Origin of the sequence: Paenibacillus sp. PAMC 26794, from assembly GCF_000316035.1 — a bacterium.
Classification (GTDB): Bacteria; Bacillota; Bacilli; order Paenibacillales; family Paenibacillaceae; genus Paenibacillus.
Window position 1 is genome coordinate 16,412 of sequence record NZ_ANHX01000086.1, and the last position, 22,031, is coordinate 38,442.

The 22,031-nt window shown below is 54.5% G+C and carries 4 protein-coding genes; all 4 read left to right on the forward strand.

Going from position 1 to position 22,031, the window contains the following annotated elements; translation table 11 throughout:
• Positions 1–17: 17 nt before the first annotated feature.
• The gene (locus D829_RS32025) at positions 18–14,990 is read left to right on the forward strand and encodes a non-ribosomal peptide synthetase (RefSeq protein ID WP_241230826.1); all 14,973 of its coding nucleotides are present in this window, start codon (positions 18–20) and stop codon (positions 14,988–14,990) included.
• Positions 14,991–15,143: 153 nt separating this feature from the next.
• The gene (locus D829_RS0127490; RefSeq protein WP_017692125.1) at positions 15,144–18,422 is read left to right on the forward strand and encodes a non-ribosomal peptide synthetase; all 3,279 of its coding nucleotides are present in this window, start codon (positions 15,144–15,146) and stop codon (positions 18,420–18,422) included.
• Positions 18,412–20,238, forward strand: a complete 1,827-nt coding sequence (locus tag D829_RS0127495; protein ID WP_017692126.1) for an ABC transporter ATP-binding protein — start codon at positions 18,412–18,414, stop codon at positions 20,236–20,238. The genes D829_RS0127490 and D829_RS0127495 overlap by 11 nt, the downstream gene beginning before the upstream one ends.
• Positions 20,235–21,968 carry an ABC transporter ATP-binding protein gene (locus tag D829_RS0127500; protein ID WP_017692127.1) on the forward strand — a complete coding sequence of 578 codons (1,734 nt, stop codon included), beginning with the start codon at positions 20,235–20,237 and terminating at the stop codon, positions 21,966–21,968. The genes D829_RS0127495 and D829_RS0127500 overlap by 4 nt, the downstream gene beginning before the upstream one ends.
• Positions 21,969–22,031 lie beyond the last annotated feature (63 nt).

Here is a 22,031-nt window from a genome sequence, read left to right on the forward strand (position 1 = left end):
AGAGGGGAACGATCCAGATGGCTTTTGAAAAAGAAACGTTGTTTTGGAACGAAAAATTCGGTAGTGACGATTATACCTTGACGCGGTTGCCTTACAGCAAAGCTCCAAACTCCCTGGTGCCCAATGTGAAAACCGTTGGCGGTTCGCTTTCGGAGGAAGCGGCGCAGCGGGTCCTTCAAATGAGCAAGGGTGCTCCGCTGGCTGCTTTTATGATTTTGCTCGCAGGTGTTCAGGCACTCTTGCATAAATATACAGGTGCTTCAGACATTCTGGTTGGCATGCCGGTTGTGCCGAAAAAGGGGGAGACGCGTCGATCCGTTAATCATACGGTCATTTTGAAAAACTCGCTTTCGGTGGGGGCAACTTTTAAGACGCTTCTGAGCGAACTGAGGACTTCCTTGCCGGAAGCCATTCAGCATCAACATATTCCGTTCTTGAGAATGACGGAGAAGCTGGATCTGCAATATGCAGAAGGGATACCCTTCGTCCATACGCTAGTATCCCTTAAGGAGTTGCATCTGGACGAAATTGGGCAAAACGTGGTCACGGACTGTTCCTTTGAATTCAGTTTAGCCGGCGGGACGATACAGCTAGCGCTGTCATATAACGAGCACTTATATGACTCCGAGTTCATGAATCGGGTCGTCGGCCATCTGAATCGCCTACTGTCCGTGGGGCTTCATGAGTTGGAGCTGGACATCGTACGAGCGGACATGCTGTCGGAGGACGAAAAATTTCAATTAATACAAAGCTTCAACGATACCGAGAAGGACTATCCTCGTGATCGGACGATTCATCAGCTTGTGGAGGAGCAAGCGAAGCGTGTGCCCGAGGCGACGGCGGTTGTCTTTGAGGGGCAGCGGCTTTCATACGCAGAGTTGAACGAACGGGCGAACCAGCTGGCGCGTACGCTACGATCGGTCGGTGTGCTGCCCAATCAGTTGGTAGGCTTGATGGTTAGGAGATCGCTGGAGACGGTCATTGGTATTTTGGCGGTTCTGAAAGCTGGCGGTGCCTACGTGCCGATCGACCCGGAGTACCCGGAAGAACGTATTCGCTACATTCTGGATAACTCGAACGCGCAGCTGCTGCTGACTCAAAGAGAGCTGTTACAGCAAGTCCCGTTCGAAGGGACCGTATTGGCGCTAGATGACAAGCAGGCCTATAGCGACGATGGCTCGAACCTGGAGGCGGCCAGTGGTCCACATGATCTTGCTTATGTCATTTATACGTCAGGTACAACGGGCAAACCCAAAGGGGTCATGCTGGAGCATCGTGGTTTGGTCAGCTTGAAGTTGATGTTCGCAGACAGGCTGGGCATTACGGAGCATGACCGGATCGTTCAATTTGCGAGCTTGTCCTTCGACGCATCCTGCTGGGAAGTTTTCAAAGCACTCTATTTTGGCGCGGCTTTGTACATCCCGACGGCCGATACAATTCTCGACACTCGTCTGTTCGAGAGTTATATGAACGAGCATGCGATTACGGCGGCGATTCTGCCCCCGACGTACAGCGCTCATTTGAACCCGGACCGTCTTCCCAGCTTAACAAAGCTTGTAACGGGAGGTTCGGCGGTATCGGCCGAATTCGTGCAGCAGTGGAAAGCGAAGGTTCACTATTTCAATGCTTACGGCCCTACCGAAGCTTCGATTGTTACGACGCTTTGGGATGCGGATGAGCAGCAGCCGGAGCGTAGAGTCATTCCAATTGGGCGCCCGCTGTCTAATCATCAGATTTTTATTTTGGATTCCCACCTGCAACTTGTGCCTCCGGGAGTGGACGGCGAGCTGTGCGTTGCAGGCGTGGGGCTTGCGAGAGGTTACCTGAACCAGCCGGAGCTGACGGCAGAGAAATTTGTGGAACATCCGTTTGCGCCGGGAGAACGCCTTTACCGGACAGGAGATCTCGCCCGCTGGCTGCCGGACGGTAATATGGAGTATTTGGGCCGGATCGACCATCAGGTGAAAATCCGTGGATTCCGAATCGAGGTCGGTGAGATTGAAGAGCAACTTCTGAAGATCGACTCGGTGCAGGAGACGATTGTGATTGCGCGGGAAGGCAAAAGTGGGCAAGAACTGTGCGCTTACCTGGTCGCTAGTCTCCCTCTTACGCTCGGCGAGCTGAGAAGCGCGCTGGCGCAAAAATTGCCGAATTACATGATTCCGGCACATTTTGTTCAGCTTCCGCAGATGCCGCTCACCCCGAACGACAAAATCGACCGCAAGGCTTTGCCTGCCCCGGAAGGAAACGCACTGACCGGCGGCGAGTACGTAGCTCCACGCAATGAAGCCGAGCGGACACTTGCCGATGTGTGGCAGGCGGTATTGAACACCGATCGAGTTGGGGTAACGGATCATTTCTTCGAGCTGGGCGGAGATTCGATCAAGTCCATTCAAGTATCTTCGCGGCTTCATCAAGCCGGGTACAAGCTGGAAATCCGGGATTTGTTCAAATATCCGACGATCTCACAGCTTAGCCTGCATGTGATACCGATCGGACGTACCATCGATCAAGGCGAAATTACGGGTGAAACGGCGCTGACGCCGATTCAGCATTGGTTTTTCGAGAGCTCCTTTGCGGACCCACATCATTTCAACCAGTCGGTGATGCTGTACCGGAAGGAACGCTTCGACGAAGAGATGATACGTCAGGTGCTGCAAAAGCTGGCCGAGCATCATGACGCCTTACGGATGGTGTTCCGCAAAACGGAACAAGGGTTTAGCGCACGGAACCGTGCGATTCAGGAAGACGAGCTGTTCACGTTGGACGTGTTCGACTTCAAGGATGCGGAGAATCCCACGCAGGCTGTGGAAGCGAAGGCAACGGACATTCAAGCGGGCATCGATCTGGAGAACGGGCCCCTCATGAAGGCGGGACTGTTCCAGTGCGCGGACGGTGATCATTTGCTGCTCGGGGTTCATCATGCCGTGGTAGATGGCGTGTCTTGGCGCATTTTAATGGAGGATTTCGCTCTAGGTTACGAGCAGACCGGCAAAAGCGAAGAAATCCGTTTCCCGGCGAAAACAGATGCGTACCGCACTTGGTCCGAACAGTTGGCTGCTTATGCGCAAAGCCGTGAGATGGCGAAGGAACGGGCCTATTGGCAGGCCGTGGATCAAATGGAGGTTCCGGCCGTGCCGAAGGATATGGAGGCGGACGTTACGACGCAGCAGGACAGCGAATCGCTGTTTGTCCGTTTGGCTCCCGAAGAAACGGAGCTGCTACTGAAGCGGGTTCACCGTGCCTTCAACACCGAAATGAATGATATTTTGGTAACGGCGCTGGGCATAGCCTTACGCAAATGGACGGGGCACGAACGGGTGCGGATCAATCTCGAAGGACACGGACGTGAATCGATCGGAACGGATATCGACATCACGCGTACAGTCGGCTGGTTTACGACCAAGTTTCCGGTCGTCCTGGAGCCGGAAACCGACCGGGATTTGACCTATCAGATTAAACAGGTCAAGGAAAACTTGCGCCGCATTCCGAACAAGGGGCTTGGGTACGGCATATGCCGCTATCTTTCGAAATCGGAGGATGGTTTGGTTTGGGGCGCAGAGCCGGAAATTAATTTTAACTACCTCGGCCAGTTCGACGATGATGTCAACCAGGGCGAGATCGGCATATCTTCTTATTCCAGTGGCAGCCCGGCTAGCGACCGGCAGGCCCGCAGCTTTGTGCTGGATATCAACGGTATGGTGCTGGACGGTGCTTTATCGCTCGATCTCAGCTACAGCCGGAAGCAGTATCGCAAGGAAACGATGGAAGCCTTCGCTCAGCGGCTTGAGCAAAGTCTCCGAGAGCTCATTACCCACTGCGCAGGCAAAGAGAACACCGAATTGACGCCAAGCGACGTGCAATTTAAAGGCTTGACCATCACAGAATTGGAGCAAATCGCCCAGCGCTCGAGTCATCTCGGGGAAATCGAAAATATTTACTCGCTGACGCCGATGCAGAAGGGTATGTGGTTCCACAGCGCGCTTGACCGGCAAACGGCAGCTTACTTTGAGCAGACGCGGTTTACGATGCGGGGAGCGCTCGACGTCCAGCTTTTTGAGAGGAGCTGGATGGAGCTTGCAAAACGTCATCTGGTGCTGCGGGCGAATTTTGTGAAAGGACCGGCGGGCGAGCCGCTGCAAATCATATACCGCGACAAGCCAGTCGGCTTTGAATATGAAGAGCTGCTTCATTTGCAGGTACACGAGAAACAAGCTTACTTGAATGAAAAGGCCGAGGAGGACAAGCTTCGAAGCTTCGACATGGAACATGATGCGCTCGTTCGGTTTACGATTCTGCGCACCGAAGAGCAAAGTTATCATGTGCTGTGGAGTTTTCAGCATATTTTGATGGACGGCTGGTGCCTGGCTCAGCTGACGCAGGAGTTGTTTGAGATATACTCGGCCCTGACCTCTGGGAAGCAGCCAGCGGGAGGTAAAGGATCGGATTATGGCGCTTATATCGAATGGTTGGAGAAACAGGACGATCAGGCAGCATCCAGCTATTGGACGGCGTTCCTGGCAGGCTACGAAGGGCAAACCGTACTTCCGGGGCAAAAGGAACCAGCGCCGAGCGGCAGATTTACGGCTGATCACGTCACCGCCGAACTGGGCAAGGACTTGAGCAAGCGGATGGACCGGGTGGCGAAACAGCACCTGGTTACAGTCAATACGCTGCTGCAAGCCGTTTGGGGCGTGATGCTGCAAAAATATAACGGAACAAACGATGCCGTATTCGGCAGTGTCGTTGCCGGAAGACCGGCGGAAATCCCGGGCATTGAGTCTATGATCGGGCTGTTCATCAATACGGTGCCGGTCCGCGTCAATAGCGAAGTGGACACCGTGTTCGCCGACCTGATGGCGAAGCTCCAAGAGCGGGGGCTGGATTCCGGGCGTTATGATTACTATCCGCTGTATGAAATTCAAGCTCGCAGCGTGCAAAAGCAGAATCTGATCAACCATATCATCGCTTTCGAGAACTATCCGGTGGACGAGCAGATGGAGCAGGCGGGTGACCGGCAGCACGGCGACCTGACGATCGCTGACGTTCATATGGAGGAGCAGACGAACTATAACTTTAACGTGACTGTGGTGCCGGGAGCCGAGATCGAAATTCGATTCGACTTTAACGCCGAAGTGTTCGATAAAGACAGCATCGAGCGGCTCAAGGGGCATCTCGTGCATCTGCTGGAGCAGGTAACGGATAACCCGGAAATTACCGTGGGCGAGCTGGAACTTGTGAGGGAGGCAGAAAAGTCCGACCTTCTCGGACGTTTTAACGACACCACGACGGAATTTCCGCGCGGGAAGACACTCATTCAATTGTTCGAAGAACAGGCAGAGCGCATACCGGATGCAGCCGCCATCTCCATGAATGAGCAAGAGCTGACCTACCGCGAGCTGAATGAACGCGTCAACCGCCTTGCCCGTACCTTGCGCAGTCACGGGATATCCAAAGGATGTCTGGTCGTCATTATGGCCGAGCGTTCCATTGAAATGGTGGTGGGCATACTCGCGGCACACAAAGCCGGAGCGGCTTACGTACCGATTGACCCGGAATATCCAGAGGAGCGTATCCGTTTCTTAATTGAGGATTCAGGAGGGCAGGTCATACTGACGCAAAGCCGCTTGCTCGAGCGCCTGGCGGGACTGGACTCGTTGATCTTATTGGATGACGAGTCCTTCTATCACGAGGACGGAACAAACCTAAATCCAGGGATTGAAGCGACAGATCTGGCCTGCGTCATCTATACGTCAGGCACGACGGGCAAGCCGAAAGGCAACCTTGTTTCGCACCGCAACATCGTGCGCGTTGTGCAAAATACAAATTATATCGACATCACCAATCGCGATCATGTCCTCCAGCTTTCGAGCTATTCGTTCGACGGAGCGATTTTCGATATTTTTGGTGCTTTGACCAACGGGGCGCGGCTGGTGCTGGTTCCCCGCGAGACGTTGCTGGAAATTGGTCTACTGGCGGATCTCATCCAGCGCCAGCACATATCGGTCATGTTTATTACGACGGCTTTCTTCAACGTGCTTGTAGATGTGAACGTCCATTGTTTTCGGGATGTCCGGGCGATTTTGTTTGGCGGAGAGCGTGTCTCGGTTGGTCATGTACGTAAAGCACTCGCCCATCTTGGAGCGGGTAGGCTCAACCATGTGTACGGACCGACGGAAAGCACGATATTTACCACGTACCTTCCGGTCGACTTCGTTGATGAGTCGGCGCTTACCGTTCCTATCGGACGACCAATCAGCAATACGACGGTGTATATCGTCGACAGCCGGAATAAGCTGCTGCCGATCGGCGTGGTCGGAGAGCTATGTGTCGGCGGAGAAGGTTTGGTACGGGGCTACAATAACCGGCCGGAACTGACGGCGGAGAAATTTGTGCACAATCCTTTTACGTCAGGAGAGCGCATGTACCGGACGGGGGATTTGGCGAAATGGCTACCGGACGGCACGATTGAATATGTGGGACGAACGGACGACCAAGTGAAAATCCGTGGCTTCCGCATAGAGCTTGGCGAGATCGAAGCTCAGCTTCAGAAAGTGGAAGGAATTCGGAAAACGACAGTATTCGCGCGGGAAAACGTGTCCGGCGAAAAGCAGCTTTGCGCCTATTATGAAGCGGACTGTGAGCTTCCGGCGGCCGAGCTGAAGAGCGTGCTGTCTCAGGAACTGCCGGCCTATATGATCCCGGCGTACCTGATCCAGTTGGAGCGTCTCCCGCTGACGACGAATGGCAAGGTAGACCGCCGTTCCCTCCCGGCGCCGGAGGAGAGCTTACAACCGGGCGAAGGACATACTCCGCCTCGGACTCCGCTCGAAGCCAGCTTGGCTGAAATTTGGAAAAGTGTGCTCGGATTGGAGTACATCGGGGTTCATGACAACTTCTTTGACTTGGGCGGTCATTCCCTACGGGCGACGACACTGGTAAGCAAGGTGCATCAGGAACTGAACGTCGAGATGCCTCTGCGCGACGTATTCCGCTACTCGACGATCGAACAGATGGCTCTAGCTATCTCCCGGATCGAAGAACATTCGTTCTCGTCGATTCCGCTGGCAGGCGCAAGAGCGTATTATCCACTTTCCTCAGCTCAGAAGCGACTGTTTATCCTGAATCAGCTGGAAGGGGCTGATCAGAGCTACAACATGCCGATCGTGCTGCTGCTGGAAGGATCGATTGACCGGAGCCTGCTGGAAAAGGCTTTCCGCGGACTGATCGCACGGCACGAAACGCTGCGAACCGGCTTTGAGATCGTACAAGGCGAAACAGTACAGCGCATTTACGAGAGTGTTGACTTTGCCGTCGCGTACCGTCATGCGATCGAGGAAGAAGCGCCTGAAGTCGTGCAGGCCTTCATCCGGCCTTTTGACTTGGCGAAGCCTCCGCTGTTGCGGGTGGAGCTTGTAGAGCTGGCAGCCGAACGTTATTTGCTGATGTTCGACATGCACCATATCGTCTCCGACGGGGTTTCGATGGACTTGTTAGTGGAGGAACTCGTTCGTCTGTACGGCGGCGAGTCATTAGAGCCTTTGCGTATTCAATACAAGGACTATGCGGTATGGCAGCAGTCGGACGAGCACAAAGTGCAGTTGCAACGCGAGGAAGCTTACTGGATGGACCGTTACCGGGGTGAGTTGCCGGTTCTGGAAATGTCGACGGACTATCCGCGTCCTGCCGTGCAGAGCTTTGAGGGCCAAACGCTGACGTCCTTCGTGGACGAGGCAACGAACGAAGGTTTGAAACAGCTGGCTGCTCAAAGAGGAACGACGCTGTATATGGTGCTGCTTGCGGCATATACCGTGCTTTTGCATAAATATACAGGTCAGGACGATTTGATCGTCGGAACGTCGATTGCGGGCAGAACGCACGGCGACATACAGCCTTTGATCGGAATGTTTGTCAACACGCTGGCGATCCGCAATTATCCGGCTTCGGAGAAGACCTTCCTGTCGTATTTGGAAGAAGTGAAAGAAACGACTTTAGGCGCTTACGAGCATCAGAATTATCCGTTCGAAGAACTCGTCGATAAAGTGCAGGTTAGCCGGGATTTGAGCCGCAACCCGCTGTTTGACACGATGTTCTCCCTGCAAAACCTGGAGGAGTCAGAGTTTGAGCTGGAAGGGCTGAAATTGTCCCCGTACCCTAGCGAATATGGTATGGCCAAGTTCGACCTGAGTGTGGATGTTACGGAAGAAAATGGCGGACTGGAGTGCAGTTTTGAATTCGCAACGGCTCTTTATAAAGAAAGCACGATCCGGCGGCTGTCGATTCATTTTGGACATTTGCTTGCGGCGATCGTAAGCCGTCCGAATGCAAAGATCGCTGAGCTGAACTTGTTGACGGCAGATGAAAAAGAGAAGATTCTCGGCGCGTTTCACCCGATGCAATCGGAAGTGGCTCCTTTGGCCGCGTTCCACCGACTGTTCGAGGAACAGGCGGAACGCACACCGGAAGAAGAAGCTGTCGTGTACGAGAACGATCGGCTGACGTATGCGGAGCTGAACGAGCGGGCGAACCGCTTGTCGGCTACGCTGCGCGCAAGCGGCATCGGCCGGGAGACGATCGTTGGCATTCTCGCCGAGCGTTCGGTGGACTTGCTGGTGGCTGTGCTGGCCGTCTGGAAAGCGGGAGGGGCGTATGTACCGCTTGACCCGGATTATCCGGTGGACCGCGTGCGGTTTATGCTTGAAGACAGCGGAGCGAAGGTGCTGCTGACACAAACGCTGCTGAGAGAGCGTGCGGAATCCTGGCTCGGCGAAGAGGAACTGGCACTGGAGACGGTGCTGTACCTCGACGACGAAGCGTCGTACAGCGAAGACCGGGAGAATGCACCGCTTGGCTCCAGCATGGTTTCGGGTAAAGTCTCCGGCGAGCTGACGGGTGCTGTGAACGGTGGTGGCGAGAGTCATCCAAATGATGTTGATGTTGTCGGTATGGACAGCTTCCATGAAGCCCGTCCGGAGGATCTGGCATACGTCATCTACACGTCGGGAACGACGGGCAAGCCAAAGGGCGTGATGATCGAGCATCGTAGCCTGGTGAACACGGCAGCGGGCTACCGACGGGAATATCGGTTGGATCAGTTCCCGGTGCGACTGCTGCAACTCGCCAGCTTCTCGTTTGACGTGTTCGTGGGTGATATCGCACGCACGTTGTATAACGGAGGCACCATGGTCATTGTACCGAAGGACGATCGGATTGATCCGTCTCGCCTGCACCACTGGATAGAGCGGGAACAAGTGACGATCTTTGAATCAACACCAGCACTGATCGTACCGTTCATGGAGCATATGCATGAGCAGGGGTTGGAATTAAGCGGTATGGAGCTGTTGATCACAAGCTCGGACAGCTGCAGTGTGGCGGATTACCGGACCTTGCAGGAGCGGTTTGGCTCATCGTTCCGCATTATTAACGCCTACGGCGTGACGGAAGCGGCAATTGACTCCAGTTTCTATGACGAAGAGTTGGAGAAACTGCCGCAGACAGGCCATGTGCCGATTGGCAAAGCGTGGTTGAATGCGAAGTTTTACATCGTGGATGCACATCTGAATCCTGTTCCAGTTGGCGTGCTGGGCGAATTGGTTATCGGCGGCGTTGGGGTAGCACGTGGGTACTTGAACCGTCCAGAGCTGACGGAAGAGAAGTTTGTAGACAGCCCTTTCACCGCGGGTGAGCGGTTGTATCGCACGGGAGACTTGGCGCGGTGGATGGAAGACGGCAACGTGGACTTCATCGGCCGGATCGACAACCAGGCAAAAATCCGGGGCTACCGGATCGAGACGGGTGAGATCGAGTCGCAGCTGCTGCGGGTGGAAGGTGTGCGCGAAGCGGTGGTGCTGGTTCGAAGTGACGCGAACGGGCAGAAGGCGCTATGTGCGTATTACACGCCGGATACCGGTGCGGAGCTGTTGGTGAACGATCTGCGCAGTGCACTGGCACAGGAACTGCCGGGTTACATGATCCCGTCGTACTTTGTGGAGCTGGAGCGCTTACCTCTGACACCGAACGGGAAAATAGACCGGAAGGCGCTGCCAGCGCCGGAAGGGGAAGCGGGAAGCGGAACGGAGTATGTCGCACCGCGCAATGAGCAGGAAACGAAGCTGGCGGCGATTTGGCAGGAGGTGCTGGGGCTTGCGAAGCAGATTGGTGTTCACGACAACTTCTTCGACATCGGTGGCCACTCCCTGCGCGCGACAACGTTGGTCAGCAAGATTCATAAAGAGTTGAACGTGGATCTGCCACTGCGCGACGTGTTCCGCCATTCCACGATCGAGAGCATGGCTACCGCCATTTCTCGGCTGGATCAGCAGATATTTGTTTCCATTCCGGTGACGGATGGCCGGGAGGTGTACCCGCAATCTTTTGCTCAAAAACGTCTCTTTATTCTGAATCAGCTGGAAGTCGCAGAGCTTAGCTACAACATGCCGGAAGCGATGCTGCTGGAGGGTGCTTTGGACCGGGCAAGGTTCGAAGAAACGTTCCGTAAGCTCGTGGCGCGGCATGAAATGTTGCGCACCGGGTTTGAAATGGTGGGTGGAGAAGCATCACAGCGGGTTTACCAGGACGTGAATTTTGCGGTGGAGTTCTATCAAGCGGATGAGCAAGAGGTCGAAGCGGTGGTTCATGGTTTCGTCCGTCCGTTTGATTTGGCTAAGCCACCGCTGTTGAGGGTAGGCCTTGTTGAGCTGGCTCCGGAACACCATATTCTGATGTACGACATGCATCATATTATTTCTGACGGCGTTTCGATGGAAATCTTTGTTGAAGAATTCGTGCGCTTGTATGGTGGAGAGAAATTGGAGCCGCTACGCATTCAGTACAAAGACTACACCGTTTGGCAGCATTCGCAGGAGCAGCAGGAACGGCTTCAGCATCAGGGGGCGTATTGGCTGGACATGTTCCAGGGCGAGCTTCCAGTGCTGGAAATGCCGACCGACTATCCACGTCCGGCTGTACAGAGCTACGAAGGTCAAACGCTGGAGATTTCCTTCGACGCTTCAAAAACCGACGGCCTGAAACAGCTGGCTTCGGAAACGGGCACGACGCTGTTTATGGTGCTGCTTGCGGCGTATAACGTGCTTTTGCATAAATATTCAGGTCAGGAAGACGTGATCGTTGGTACGCCGATTGCTGGAAGGAATCATGGAGATGTGCAGCCGTTAATCGGGATTTTCCTAAACACGTTGGCGATTCGCAGTTATCCGTCTTCAGAGAAGACATTTCTGTCATACCTGAAAGAAGTCAAAGAAACAACTCTGCACGCCTTTGAGCATCAAAACTATCCGTTCGAACAATTGGTGGACAAGGTGCAAGTCACCCGTGACTTAAGCCGTAATCCGCTGTTCGACACGATGTTTACGATGCAAAATACGGAGAACGAGCAATTTGAACTGGAAGGGCTTCGCCTGATTCCTTATCCGAGCGTACTGGATACTGCGAAGTTTGATATCAGCTTGGATGTGGGCGAGGAGAACGGCGGGTTGGATTACAGCTTTGAATATGCGACGGCTCTTTATAAAAGGGAGACGATTGAACGGCTGGCAAAACATTACGAGCAGTTGCTCGTGACAATTGTAAACCGTCCAGATGCGAAGATTGCTGAATTGCACATGTTGACATCGGCGGAAAAAGAACAAGTTCTCAGTGCGTTTAATCCAGCGCAGCTAGAAGCGGCTCCTGCGGCTACGTTCCACCGGCTGTTTGAGAAACAGGCGGAACGCACACCGGAAGCGGAAGCCGTCGTGTACGAGGACGATCGACTGAACTATGTGGAGCTGAACGAGCGGGCGAATCGCTTGGCGGCTACGCTGTGTGCAAGAGGCATCGGCCGGGAGTCAATCGTCGGCATTCTCGCCGAGCGTTCGGTCGATTTGCTGGTGGCCGTGATGGCCGTCTGGAAAGCGGGAGGGGCGTATGTACCGCTTGACCCGGATTATCCGGCGGACCGCGTGCGATTTATGCTCGAAGACAGCGGAGCGAAGGTACTGCTGACACAAACGCCGCTGCGAGAACGTGCCGAGGCCTGGCTCCGCGAAGAGGAGCTGGCGCTGATGTCGGTGCTGTACCTCGACGACGAAGCGTCGTACAGCGAAGATCGGGCAAATGCCCCGATGTACTTTGATCAAGGCTCCAGCATGGCTTCCAGCCGGGTCTCTGGCAAACTAACGGGGGCTGTGAACGGTGCGGATCGGAACCATCTGGATGTTGTGGATGATGTTGATGTTGCTGGCATGGACAGCTTCCATGAAGCCCGCCCAGAGGATCTGGCGTACGTGATCTACACGTCGGGAACGACGGGCAAGCCGAAAGGTGTGATGATCGAGCACCGCAGTCTGGTGAACACGGCGGCGGGTTACCGGCGGGAATACCGATTAGATCAGTTCCCGGTGCGGTTGCTGCAGCTCGCCAGCTTCTCGTTTGACGTGTTCGTGGGCGACATTGCCCGGACGTTGTACAACGGCGGTACCATGGTCATTGTACCGAAGGACGACCGGATCGATCCTTCTCGTCTGCACTACTGGATAGAGTGGGAGCGAGTGACGATCTTCGAATCAACACCGGCGCTGATCATGCCATTTATGGAATATGTGCACGAACAGGGGCTGGATATAAGTGGGATGGAGTTGCTCATTACGAGCTCGGATAGTTACAGCGTGGCGGATTACCGTACCTTGCAGGAACGCTTCGGCTCGTTGTTCCGCATCATTAACGCCTACGGCGTGACGGAAGCGGCAATCGACTCCAGTTTCTATGATGAGGAGTTGACGAAACTGCCGCATACAGGCCATGTGCCGATCGGCAAAGCGTGGCTGAATGCGAAATTTCACATCGTGGACGCACATCTGAATCCCGTACCAGTCGGCGTGCTGGGCGAACTGGTCATCGGCGGCGTCGGTGTGGCGCGTGGGTACTTGAACCGACCGGAGCTGACGGAAGAGAAGTTCGTAGACAGTCCGTTCGCTGTGGGCGAGCGGTTGTACCGCACGGGAGATTTGGCGCGGTGGATGGAGGACGGCAACGTGGACTTCATCGGCCGGATCGACAACCAGGCGAAAATCCGGGGCTACCGGATTGAGACGGGAGAGATCGAGTCGCAGCTGTTGCGGGTGGAAGGTGTGCGCGAAGTGGTGGTGCTGGTTCGAAATGACGCGAACGGGCAGAAGGCGCTATGTGCGTATTACACGCCGGATACCGGAGCGAAGCTGGCAGTGAACGATCTGCGCAGCGCGCTGGCTCAGAAGTTGCCGGGGTATATGATCCCGTCGTACTTTGTGGAGCTGGAGCGCCTGCCTTTGACACCAAACGGGAAGATGGACCGAAAGGCGCTGCCAGCACCGGAAGGGGAAGCGGGAAGTGGAACGGAGTATGTCGCACCGCGCAATGAGCTGGAAACGGAGCTAGCGGTGATTTGGCAGGAGGTGCTGGGGCTTGCGAAGCAGATTGGCGTCCACGACAACTTCTTCGACATCGGCGGTCACTCCCTGCGGGCGACAACGCTGGCAGGCAAGGTATTTAAGGAATTAAACGTCAACCTGCCGCTGCGCGACGTATTCCGTCACTCAACGATTGCGGCGATGGCCCAGGCGATCACCCGGATGGAACGGCGGGAGCATGAGGCCATTCCTCAAGCGGAAGAGAGAGAGTACTACCCTCTGTCCTCCGCGCAGAAACGGCTGTTCATTCAGCACACGCTGGATGGAGCAGATCAGCTTTACAACATGCCGGAACTGGTGCAGGTGGAAGGTGAGTTTGATTTAGACCGATTGGAAGCCGCCTTGCGGAAATTGATAACACGGCATGAATCGCTGCGCACCGGTTTTGAAATGATGAAGGGCGAAGTGGTTCAGCGGATATACCCACAGGTCGATTTTGCTATCGAGCACCATCAAGCGGATACAGAGGATTCAGATCAAATCGAGCAGATCGTCCGCAACTTCGTTCGTCCGTTTGATCTCGGCCAACCGCCGCTGCTGCGCGCCGGGGTCATCGAGCTGGAGCCGCACCTGCGTATTCTCCTTTTCGATATGCACCATATCGTGTCCGACGGTGTATCGATGGCGATTGTGATGGAGGAGTTCTCGAGTTTCTACGCCGGAGAACAGCTGCCACCCCTGCGCATTCATTACAAGGATTATGCCGTTTGGCAGCAGTCGAAGGTCCACCGAGAGCGAATCGGGCGGCAGGAAGCGTACTGGCTGCAAACCTTCGAAGGCGAGCTGCCCACGGCGGACCTGCCGATGGACTACGAACGGTCTGCCGTTCGTAGCTACGAAGGCGCGCATGTGGAGTTCGACATCGAAGCTTCTCTCTCTGCGCGGTTGCGCGAATTGGCTGCCGAGTGTGAAAGCACGCTGTTCATGGTGCTGCTTGCGGCTTATACTGTGTTGCTGTCCAAGTACAGCGGTCAGGAGGACTTGATCGTGGGCACCCCGGTGGCTGGAAGAACTAACGCCGATTTGGAGCCGGTCATCGGCATGTTTGTTAATACGCTGGCGCTCCGCAATCGTCCGTCTGGCGACAAAACGTTCTTGTCCTACCTGGAAGAAGTGAAGGAAACAGCTTTGGGTGCTTTTGAGAACCAGGATTATCCATTCGAGGATCTCGTGGAGCGTTTGAATGTGAAGCGGGAGCCGGGCCGCTTCCCGTTGTTCGATGCCGTTTTCGACTTGCAAAATATCGAAGAACGAGACGCCGAACTGGAAGGGGTCAGCCTGAAGAATTACGAGCTTGACCATTTGGAGGAAGCGAAGTTTGATCTGACGCTGTTTATGTATGAAAACGAAGGGGCGTTGAGCGGGGGCTTCTTCTACGCCACCAAGCTGTTCAAAGAAACGATGATCCGCACCTTGACTGAGGATTACCTGCGGGTACTGTCTCAAATTGCGGAAAATCCACAACTCGAGCTAAGCCGAATTGAATGTCATAAACCGGCGGCAGGCGCAAAGAGTGCCGTCGATACGATCGAATTCGCGTTCTAATGTTACAAGCGCTCCTCCGTCATCAAGCGACAGCGGCGTGTATCCCAAGGAAGACGCGAACAACATGCAAGCCCGTAAATGCGCAGGTCGAAAGCAAGCCTTTCCAGCCCTGCGCCGGGGTATGCGGTCACTTCATTTTTAGGGGAGGTACGAATGAAATCTTTATTTGAAAAGGAAGAACGGTACTGGAGCAGCAAGTTTGACGACGATGACAGCCTGAGCTTCCTTCCCTACAGTCAATCCTCCAAATTATTCGAGGGCGGGGAATCTGCGGCAGAGCCGGACTTGCTTCACCGTACTCTGCCGAGCGAACTCTCGGAGAGAATCATTGGCCTCGCCAGCGGTTCGGATTTGGCTCTGTACATGATTGTTTTGGCAGGAGTCAAAAGCCTGCTGTTCAAATATACCGGGCGGGACCAAGTGCTGGTCGGCATGCCTTCGTATAGCGCAGACCAGGGCGAGACGCCGCCGCATGACATCTTGGTGATCAAGACATCGGTAAGCAGCCAGACTACGCTGAAAACGCTGCTTGGGGGCATCAAAGGCTCCATCGGCGAGGCGCTGGAGCATCAGCACCTGCCTTTTCGAAAAATGGTGGAGCCGCTCCATCTGGACTATACGGGGCATGGCCTCCCGGTCGTCAACACCATCGCATCCTTCGCCCCGATTCATCCGGGACCGCTGGGTAACCGTGTGGCGGCTGATACCGTTTTTCGCTTCGACCGCCAAAACCACTCCATCGAGCTGGAAATAAGCTTTGACGGACAGCGGTACGAGCGGGCATTCATGGAGCAGGCGGCCGACCATCTTGTTCGGTTGCTGTCCATGCTTTTATTTCAGCCAGATCTGGAGCTTGGACAAGTCGATATGCTGTTCCCAGTCGAGAGGGAGATGCTGCTCAAGGGATTTAATGACACCGAAACCGAGTTCGAGCGGGGGAAAACGATTCATGGCTTGTACGAAGAACAGGCGGAGCATCACCCGGATAACGTGGCCGTCGTCATGAACGAGCGGCAATTGACCTACCGCGAGCTGAACGAGCGATCCAACCGCCTTGCGCGGAAGCTGCGGGAAAAAGGAGTAGAAGCAGACCAGCTGGTAGCGATTCTGGTCGAACGCTCGCTTGAAATGGTCGTCGGCATTCTGGCAATTCTTAAAGCGGGCGGAGCCTTCGTACCTGTCGATCCCGACTACCCGGAGGAGCGCATCCGCTTCATGATCGAGGATTCAGGCGCACCGTTATTGCTGATTCAAAAACATCTGCACGAGAAGACCGACTTTGAAGGAACACGCCTTGAATTAGACGATTTTGTTTGGGGCGATAGCGGGGCGGAATCCACTGGTGTGCTGGATGCTTCGAATCTGGAGCCGGCCAGCGGTCCGAATGATCTGGCTTATGTCATCTATACATCAGGTACGACGGGCAAACCCAAAGGGGTCATGCTGGAGCATCACGGTTTGGTCAACTTGAAGCTGATGTTCGCGGATAGGCTGGGCATCACGGAGCATGACCGGATCGTTCAATTCGCCAGCCTGTCATTCGACGCGTCCTGCTGGGAAGTGTTCAAAGCGCTCTATTTTGGCGCGGCTTTGTACATCCCGACGGCCGAGACGATTCTCGACAACCGCCTGTTCGAGAATTATATGAACGAGCATGCGATTACGGCGGCGATTTTGCCTCCGACGTACAGCGCATATTTGAACCCGGACCACCTTCCCAGCTTAACGAAGCTTGTAACGGGAGGTTCGGCGGTATCGGCCGAATTTGTGCAGCAGTGGAAGGAGAAGGTCCACTATTTCAATGCTTACGGCCCTACCGAAGCTTCGATTGTTACGACGCTTTGGGATGCGGATGAGCAGCAGCCGGAGCGCAGAGTTATTCCGATCGGGCGCCCGCTGTCCAATCACCGGATTTTTATTTTGGATGCCCACCTGCAACTTGTGCCTCCGGGAGTGGACGGCGAGTTATGCGTGGCAGGCGTAGGGCTTGCGAGAGGTTACCTGAACCATCTGGAGCTAACGGCAGAGAAGTTTGTGGAACATCCGTTTGCGCCGGGAGAACGCCTTTACCGGACGGGAGATCTCGCCCGCTGGCTGCCGGACGGCAACATCGAATACCGGGGGCGGATCGATCATCAGGTGAAAATCCGCGGCTACCGGATCGAAATCGGCGAGATTGAAGAGCAGCTGCTGAAGATCGCCGCCATGCAAGAAGCGGTGGTGCTCGCCCGCGACGACGCGAACGGCCATAAGCAGCTTGTCGCTTATTACGTTGCGGAAACGAGGCTGGCGGCGCATGAACTCAAGGAGCAGCTCGCCAAGCAGCTTCCGGGATATATGATTCCTTCGTACCTCGTGCAGCTTTCGCGGATGCCGCTGACCCCGAACGGGAAAATCGACCGCAAAGCGCTACCTGCGCCAGAGGAAGCCGCCACTGGAGGAACGGAATATGTCGCGCCGAGAACACTGCTCGAAATGAAGATCGCCCGTGTCTGGCAGGACACACTTGGCATTCCACAGGTCGGCGTAAAGGATAACTTTTTTGAGCTGGGAGGCAATTCCTTAAGTCTGATGAGGCTCGTTCAAGCCGTTTACCATGAAACGGGCATCGAGATACCGCTGAATCGCCAATTCCATCATGTAACCGTTGAAGCCATGGCTTTTGGAGAGGAGGATCTGGGTCTGGATAAAGGGGGAGACTCCTTCATTAAGCTAAATAAAACAGGGGATCTGAACGTGTTCTGCTTCCCTCCAGGCAGCGGCTTCGGCATCGGTTACCGAGAGCTTGCAAGCAGACTAGACGGCCGATTCGTGCTTTACGGCATTGATTTTATCGACGATGTCATCGATTACGAGGCCATGCTGAACCGTTATGTGGATGAGATTGTTCGTATCCAGCCTGAAGGACCTTACGTGCTGCTCGGTTACTGCTTCGGAGGCAACCTGACGTTCGAGGTAGCCAAATCGATGGAAAGAAGAGGGTATTCCGTAACGGACGTGCTCATGGTGGACTCGTGGATTAAGGACACACTCACACCTTATGAAACGTCTGAGAAAGAGCTTGAAGAGATGCTTGCGGATTTCGACGAAGAAGAGAAGGAATTAATGAGCAATCCGCTCGTGCGGGAGCGTGTTCATCGGAAGATCAAATCGACTTTGACGTACGAAGCGCAGCTTATTAATTCAGGCACGATAACTGCCCGGATTTACGAACTGATTGCGAAGGACAGCGAAGCGTTCCGCCTGGAGCACCAGTTGCCGTCCTGGCAGAGGGCAACGACGCAAGTTTACGCCGATTACCGGCTGGAGGGCGCACACGAGGAGTTACTGGAACTCGCGCGCGTGGACGAAACGGCTGTTGTCATCCGTGACATCTTAGTGCAAATCAAGCGGCAGATCGAAGCGGAGGCCGGGGTCCTGCATGGGAGCTGACCGGCAGGCTTCTGTTCAAGAACAAGGCACAGCGGCGCCTTCCAAGCGCCGAACCGCTTATGCCACCTGGAAAGCGTTCCGCTGGCTGATGTCCTATGTAAGACGTCACAAAGGCTGGATGATCGTCGGTATCCTGTCCGCAATTGCCGCCGCGGTTATTGAGATATGGACGGGACGTTTGGTCGAGCAGCTGACCACACAGGCCGAGAATGGGGCGGGGCCAATCGTTCTGCAGATCGTGTACACGGTCTTTGTGGTCATCTTGATCGGTGTGCCGGCGAAGTTTTTCATGAGCTTTGGTGTGGAGCGAAGTAGTGCCTCTGCGGTGCGGGATATCCGCAACCATGTCATGCGTCATATCGGCAAACTTCCGGTCCCCTATTTGGAAAAGCAGCACTCCGGTGACGTATTGTCGCGGATCAACAACGATCTGCAGCTCATCCAGCAATTTATGATTCGGGACCTCGCCCAGTGGTTTTATCATCCGCTATTGTTTATCGGCTGTTTCGCTTATTTGATGTATCTCCAATGGGAGCTGATGCTGTACAGCCTGCTGTTATTTCCCTTAGCACTGCTGGTTTCCCAATGGATCGGCAAGCAGTTGGAACAGTTGACGGAGGAAGCCCAGGCGAACATGGGCCGAATGAACGTCAACCTCCAGGATACGCTTGGGGGGATGCCTATTGTAAAAAGCTACCTGCTATCTGGTATGTTATCTCGCTCCTACCAAGTGCTGCTGCAATTGACGGCTCAAAAAAAGCTGGCCGTGAAAAAGCGGGAAGCCTGGGTCAACCCGCTGCTTTCTACGCTGATGATTAGCCCGATCATTTTCGCCGTCAGTTACGGAAGCTATTTGATCTACAACGGGCAGCTAGGCGCGGGAGAACTGATCGCCTTCCTGTACTTGCTTAATCTGTGTCTGGAGCCACTGGAGCATATTCCCGAGCTCATCACGCGCACGTTCGAAATGACCGGTGCCCTGAGAAGGGTTTCCGAAATCGTCGAGCAGCCGACCGAAACGGAAAATGGCCCTTTGCTTCGAAAAGCAAGCGCCGCCCCCATCCAGTTTCAGAACGTAACCTTCGGGTATGAAGAGAGTTCTCCGATTCTGCGGAATGTTAGCTTCTCGGTGCCGGAAGGCAAGACGATTGCACTTGTCGGAGCGAGCGGCGGAGGGAAGAGCACGGTGTTTAAGCTGGTATGCGGCTTTTATCCGCTTCCGGAGGATCAGGGCGAGATCCGCGTGTTCGGAAGCCTGATCCACGGTGCAGATCCGGAGCAGCTTCGGTCGCATTTTTCCGTGGTAACCCAAGATTCATATTTGTTTAGCGGTACGATCGCCGAAAATGTCGGCAATGGGCGGGAAGAAGCGTCGATGGACGAGATTATCGAAGCCGCCAAAGCCGCTCAGGCTCATTCTTTCATTATGCAGCTTGAGGACGGTTACCAGACGTATGTCGGAGAGCGCGGCGGCTTTTTGTCCGGTGGGCAACGCCAGCGCATTGCAATGGCTCGGGCGTTTCTGAAGGATGCTCCCGTTCTGCTGTTGGACGAGCCCACATCGGCACTTGATCCGGAGTCGGAAAGCGCGGTTCAGGAAGCGTTGGGCGTATTGATGAAGCAGAGAACGACCATGGTTATTGCCCACCGGCTTTCTACGGTACAAAACGCCGATGAAATTTGGGTTATGGAACAAGGAAGTATTGTCGAAAAGGGCACTCATGAACAATTGCTCGAGAGGAAGGGACTGTACGCCCAGTCGTACTACCAGGAATTTACCGAGTCTGCCGAACGCAGGGAGGTGTCGTACACATGAAAAAGGGCGGAAGGCTATCACAAGTGAAAGAACTCGGCTACTTGCTGACGTTTATGAACCGCAAGCGCAAAACCCAGTACGCGATTGGCCTTGCTGTAACGGCGCTCACCCAGACATTGTTTCTGATCGCCTTCAGCTTGGTCGTACATAACTTGGTTGATTTCGCCGTGTCCCGAGATACGTCTCTGATGGTGGAAGCTTTTATTATTTTGGGCGTGGCCCTGTTTCTGGAAAATATAATTTCTCCCTGGTTCATTTACTTATACCAGCGCAGTGTCGAGCTGACTGTGCTGAATATCCGAAAACGTCTTTATGACAAGCTGTGCCGGGTGCGGCCGAGATTCCTGGAGCAGAACCACCATGGGGACTTGCTGTCGCGAGTGAACAACGACGTAACGACCGTTGAGTTTACATTCTCGCAGGTTTACTTCGTTTTGCTGCTTCAAGTTGTCTTCTGCATCGGCTCCATTGTCTCTATGGCGGTGATCGATTGGCGGTTTGCTGGCGTATCCTTCGTCATTCTGCTGCTGTCCTCTCTGGTCAGCCTGAAATTTGCACGGGATATCCGCGCTTTGTCCGAACAAGGCTTGCGTACGCTCGGTAAAATGACCGAAAAATTCAAAGATTTTATGGGCGGCATTCAAATTGTGAAGCTGTTCCGCATCCGCACGATTTACGGCCAGTACGAGGCGTTGAACGAGCAAATGACGCAAACGCTTCGGCAAACGGCGAAGAAGAACGGTATGCAGGCTGCGGTGAACCATTTTATCAGCTACGTCACGTTCTGCGGCATCATCGTCATCGGCAGTCTTCTTTATGCTTACGGATTGATGGGAATGGGAAGTGTCGCCGCTCTGGCAGTTTTGCAAGTGAATCTGACGCACGCCTTGTTGAACCTGGGGATGGTTCTGTCGATGACCCAAAATTCGCTCGCGGGTGCTCACCGGATTCAAGAGGTACTAAGCGAGGAAGAGGAACCGGAGCGTCTGGGATCTTCTCGTAGCGAGCTTGTATCGGAGGCTGCGGTGGAGTTTCGCGATGTGGAATTTTCCTATCAGGCGGATAAAAAGGTACTTGTCGACATGTCCATGCAGGTGTTTCCTGGTCAGGTCGCTGCGATCGTAGGAGCCAGCGGCAGCGGCAAAAGTACGCTAATCAAGCTGCTGCTCGGTTTTTATCCTGTGGACAGCGGAGATATCCTGCTCCAGGGCAAACCGTTCGGACATTACACGCTGGACGAAATCCGCAGGCAGATTGCATACGTTCCGCAGGAACCGTTTTTGTTTACTGGCACGATTGAGGAAAATATCCGCTATGGCAATCCGGATGCAACGGATGAAGAAGTGGTTGAAGCGGCCAAAGCGGCGTACGCTCACCATTTTATTCAGGAACTTCCTGAACAGTATAAAACGCCGGTGGGAGAGAGGGGAGCGTCCTTGTCAGGCGGACAAAGGCAGCGAATTGCGATCGCCCGGGCGATTCTCAAAAATGCCCCGCTTCTGCTGCTGGATGAAGCGACTTCTGCATTGGATAACGAATCCCAGCATTGGGTACAGCAAGCCCTGAACGTATTAATGAAGGGGCGGACCACCATTCTGATTGCCCACCGTCTCAGCACTGTGGAACATGCGGATTTGATTACAGTCATGAATCAAGGAACGGTCGTGGAACGAGGCCGCCATCAGGACCTGCTGGCGCTCGGAGGTTATTACGCGCGGCTGTACGGATAGACCATGACGACGAGTGGCTTCCTGCTGATATCTAGGTACAAAGCCTATCTACAAACAATCTCT

Excerpts from the sequence above, each read along its gene's own strand:
- D829_RS32025 (WP_241230826.1), top strand. The coding sequence starts at position 18 with ATGGCTTTTGAAAAAGAAACGTTGTTTTGGAACGAAAAATTCGGTAGT.
- D829_RS0127495 (WP_017692126.1), top strand. The coding sequence starts at position 18,412 with ATGGGAGCTGACCGGCAGGCTTCTGTTCAAGAACAAGGCACAGCGGCG.
- D829_RS0127500 (WP_017692127.1), top strand. The coding sequence starts at position 20,235 with ATGAAAAAGGGCGGAAGGCTATCACAAGTGAAAGAACTCGGCTACTTG.
- D829_RS0127490 (WP_017692125.1), top strand. The coding sequence starts at position 15,144 with ATGAAATCTTTATTTGAAAAGGAAGAACGGTACTGGAGCAGCAAGTTT.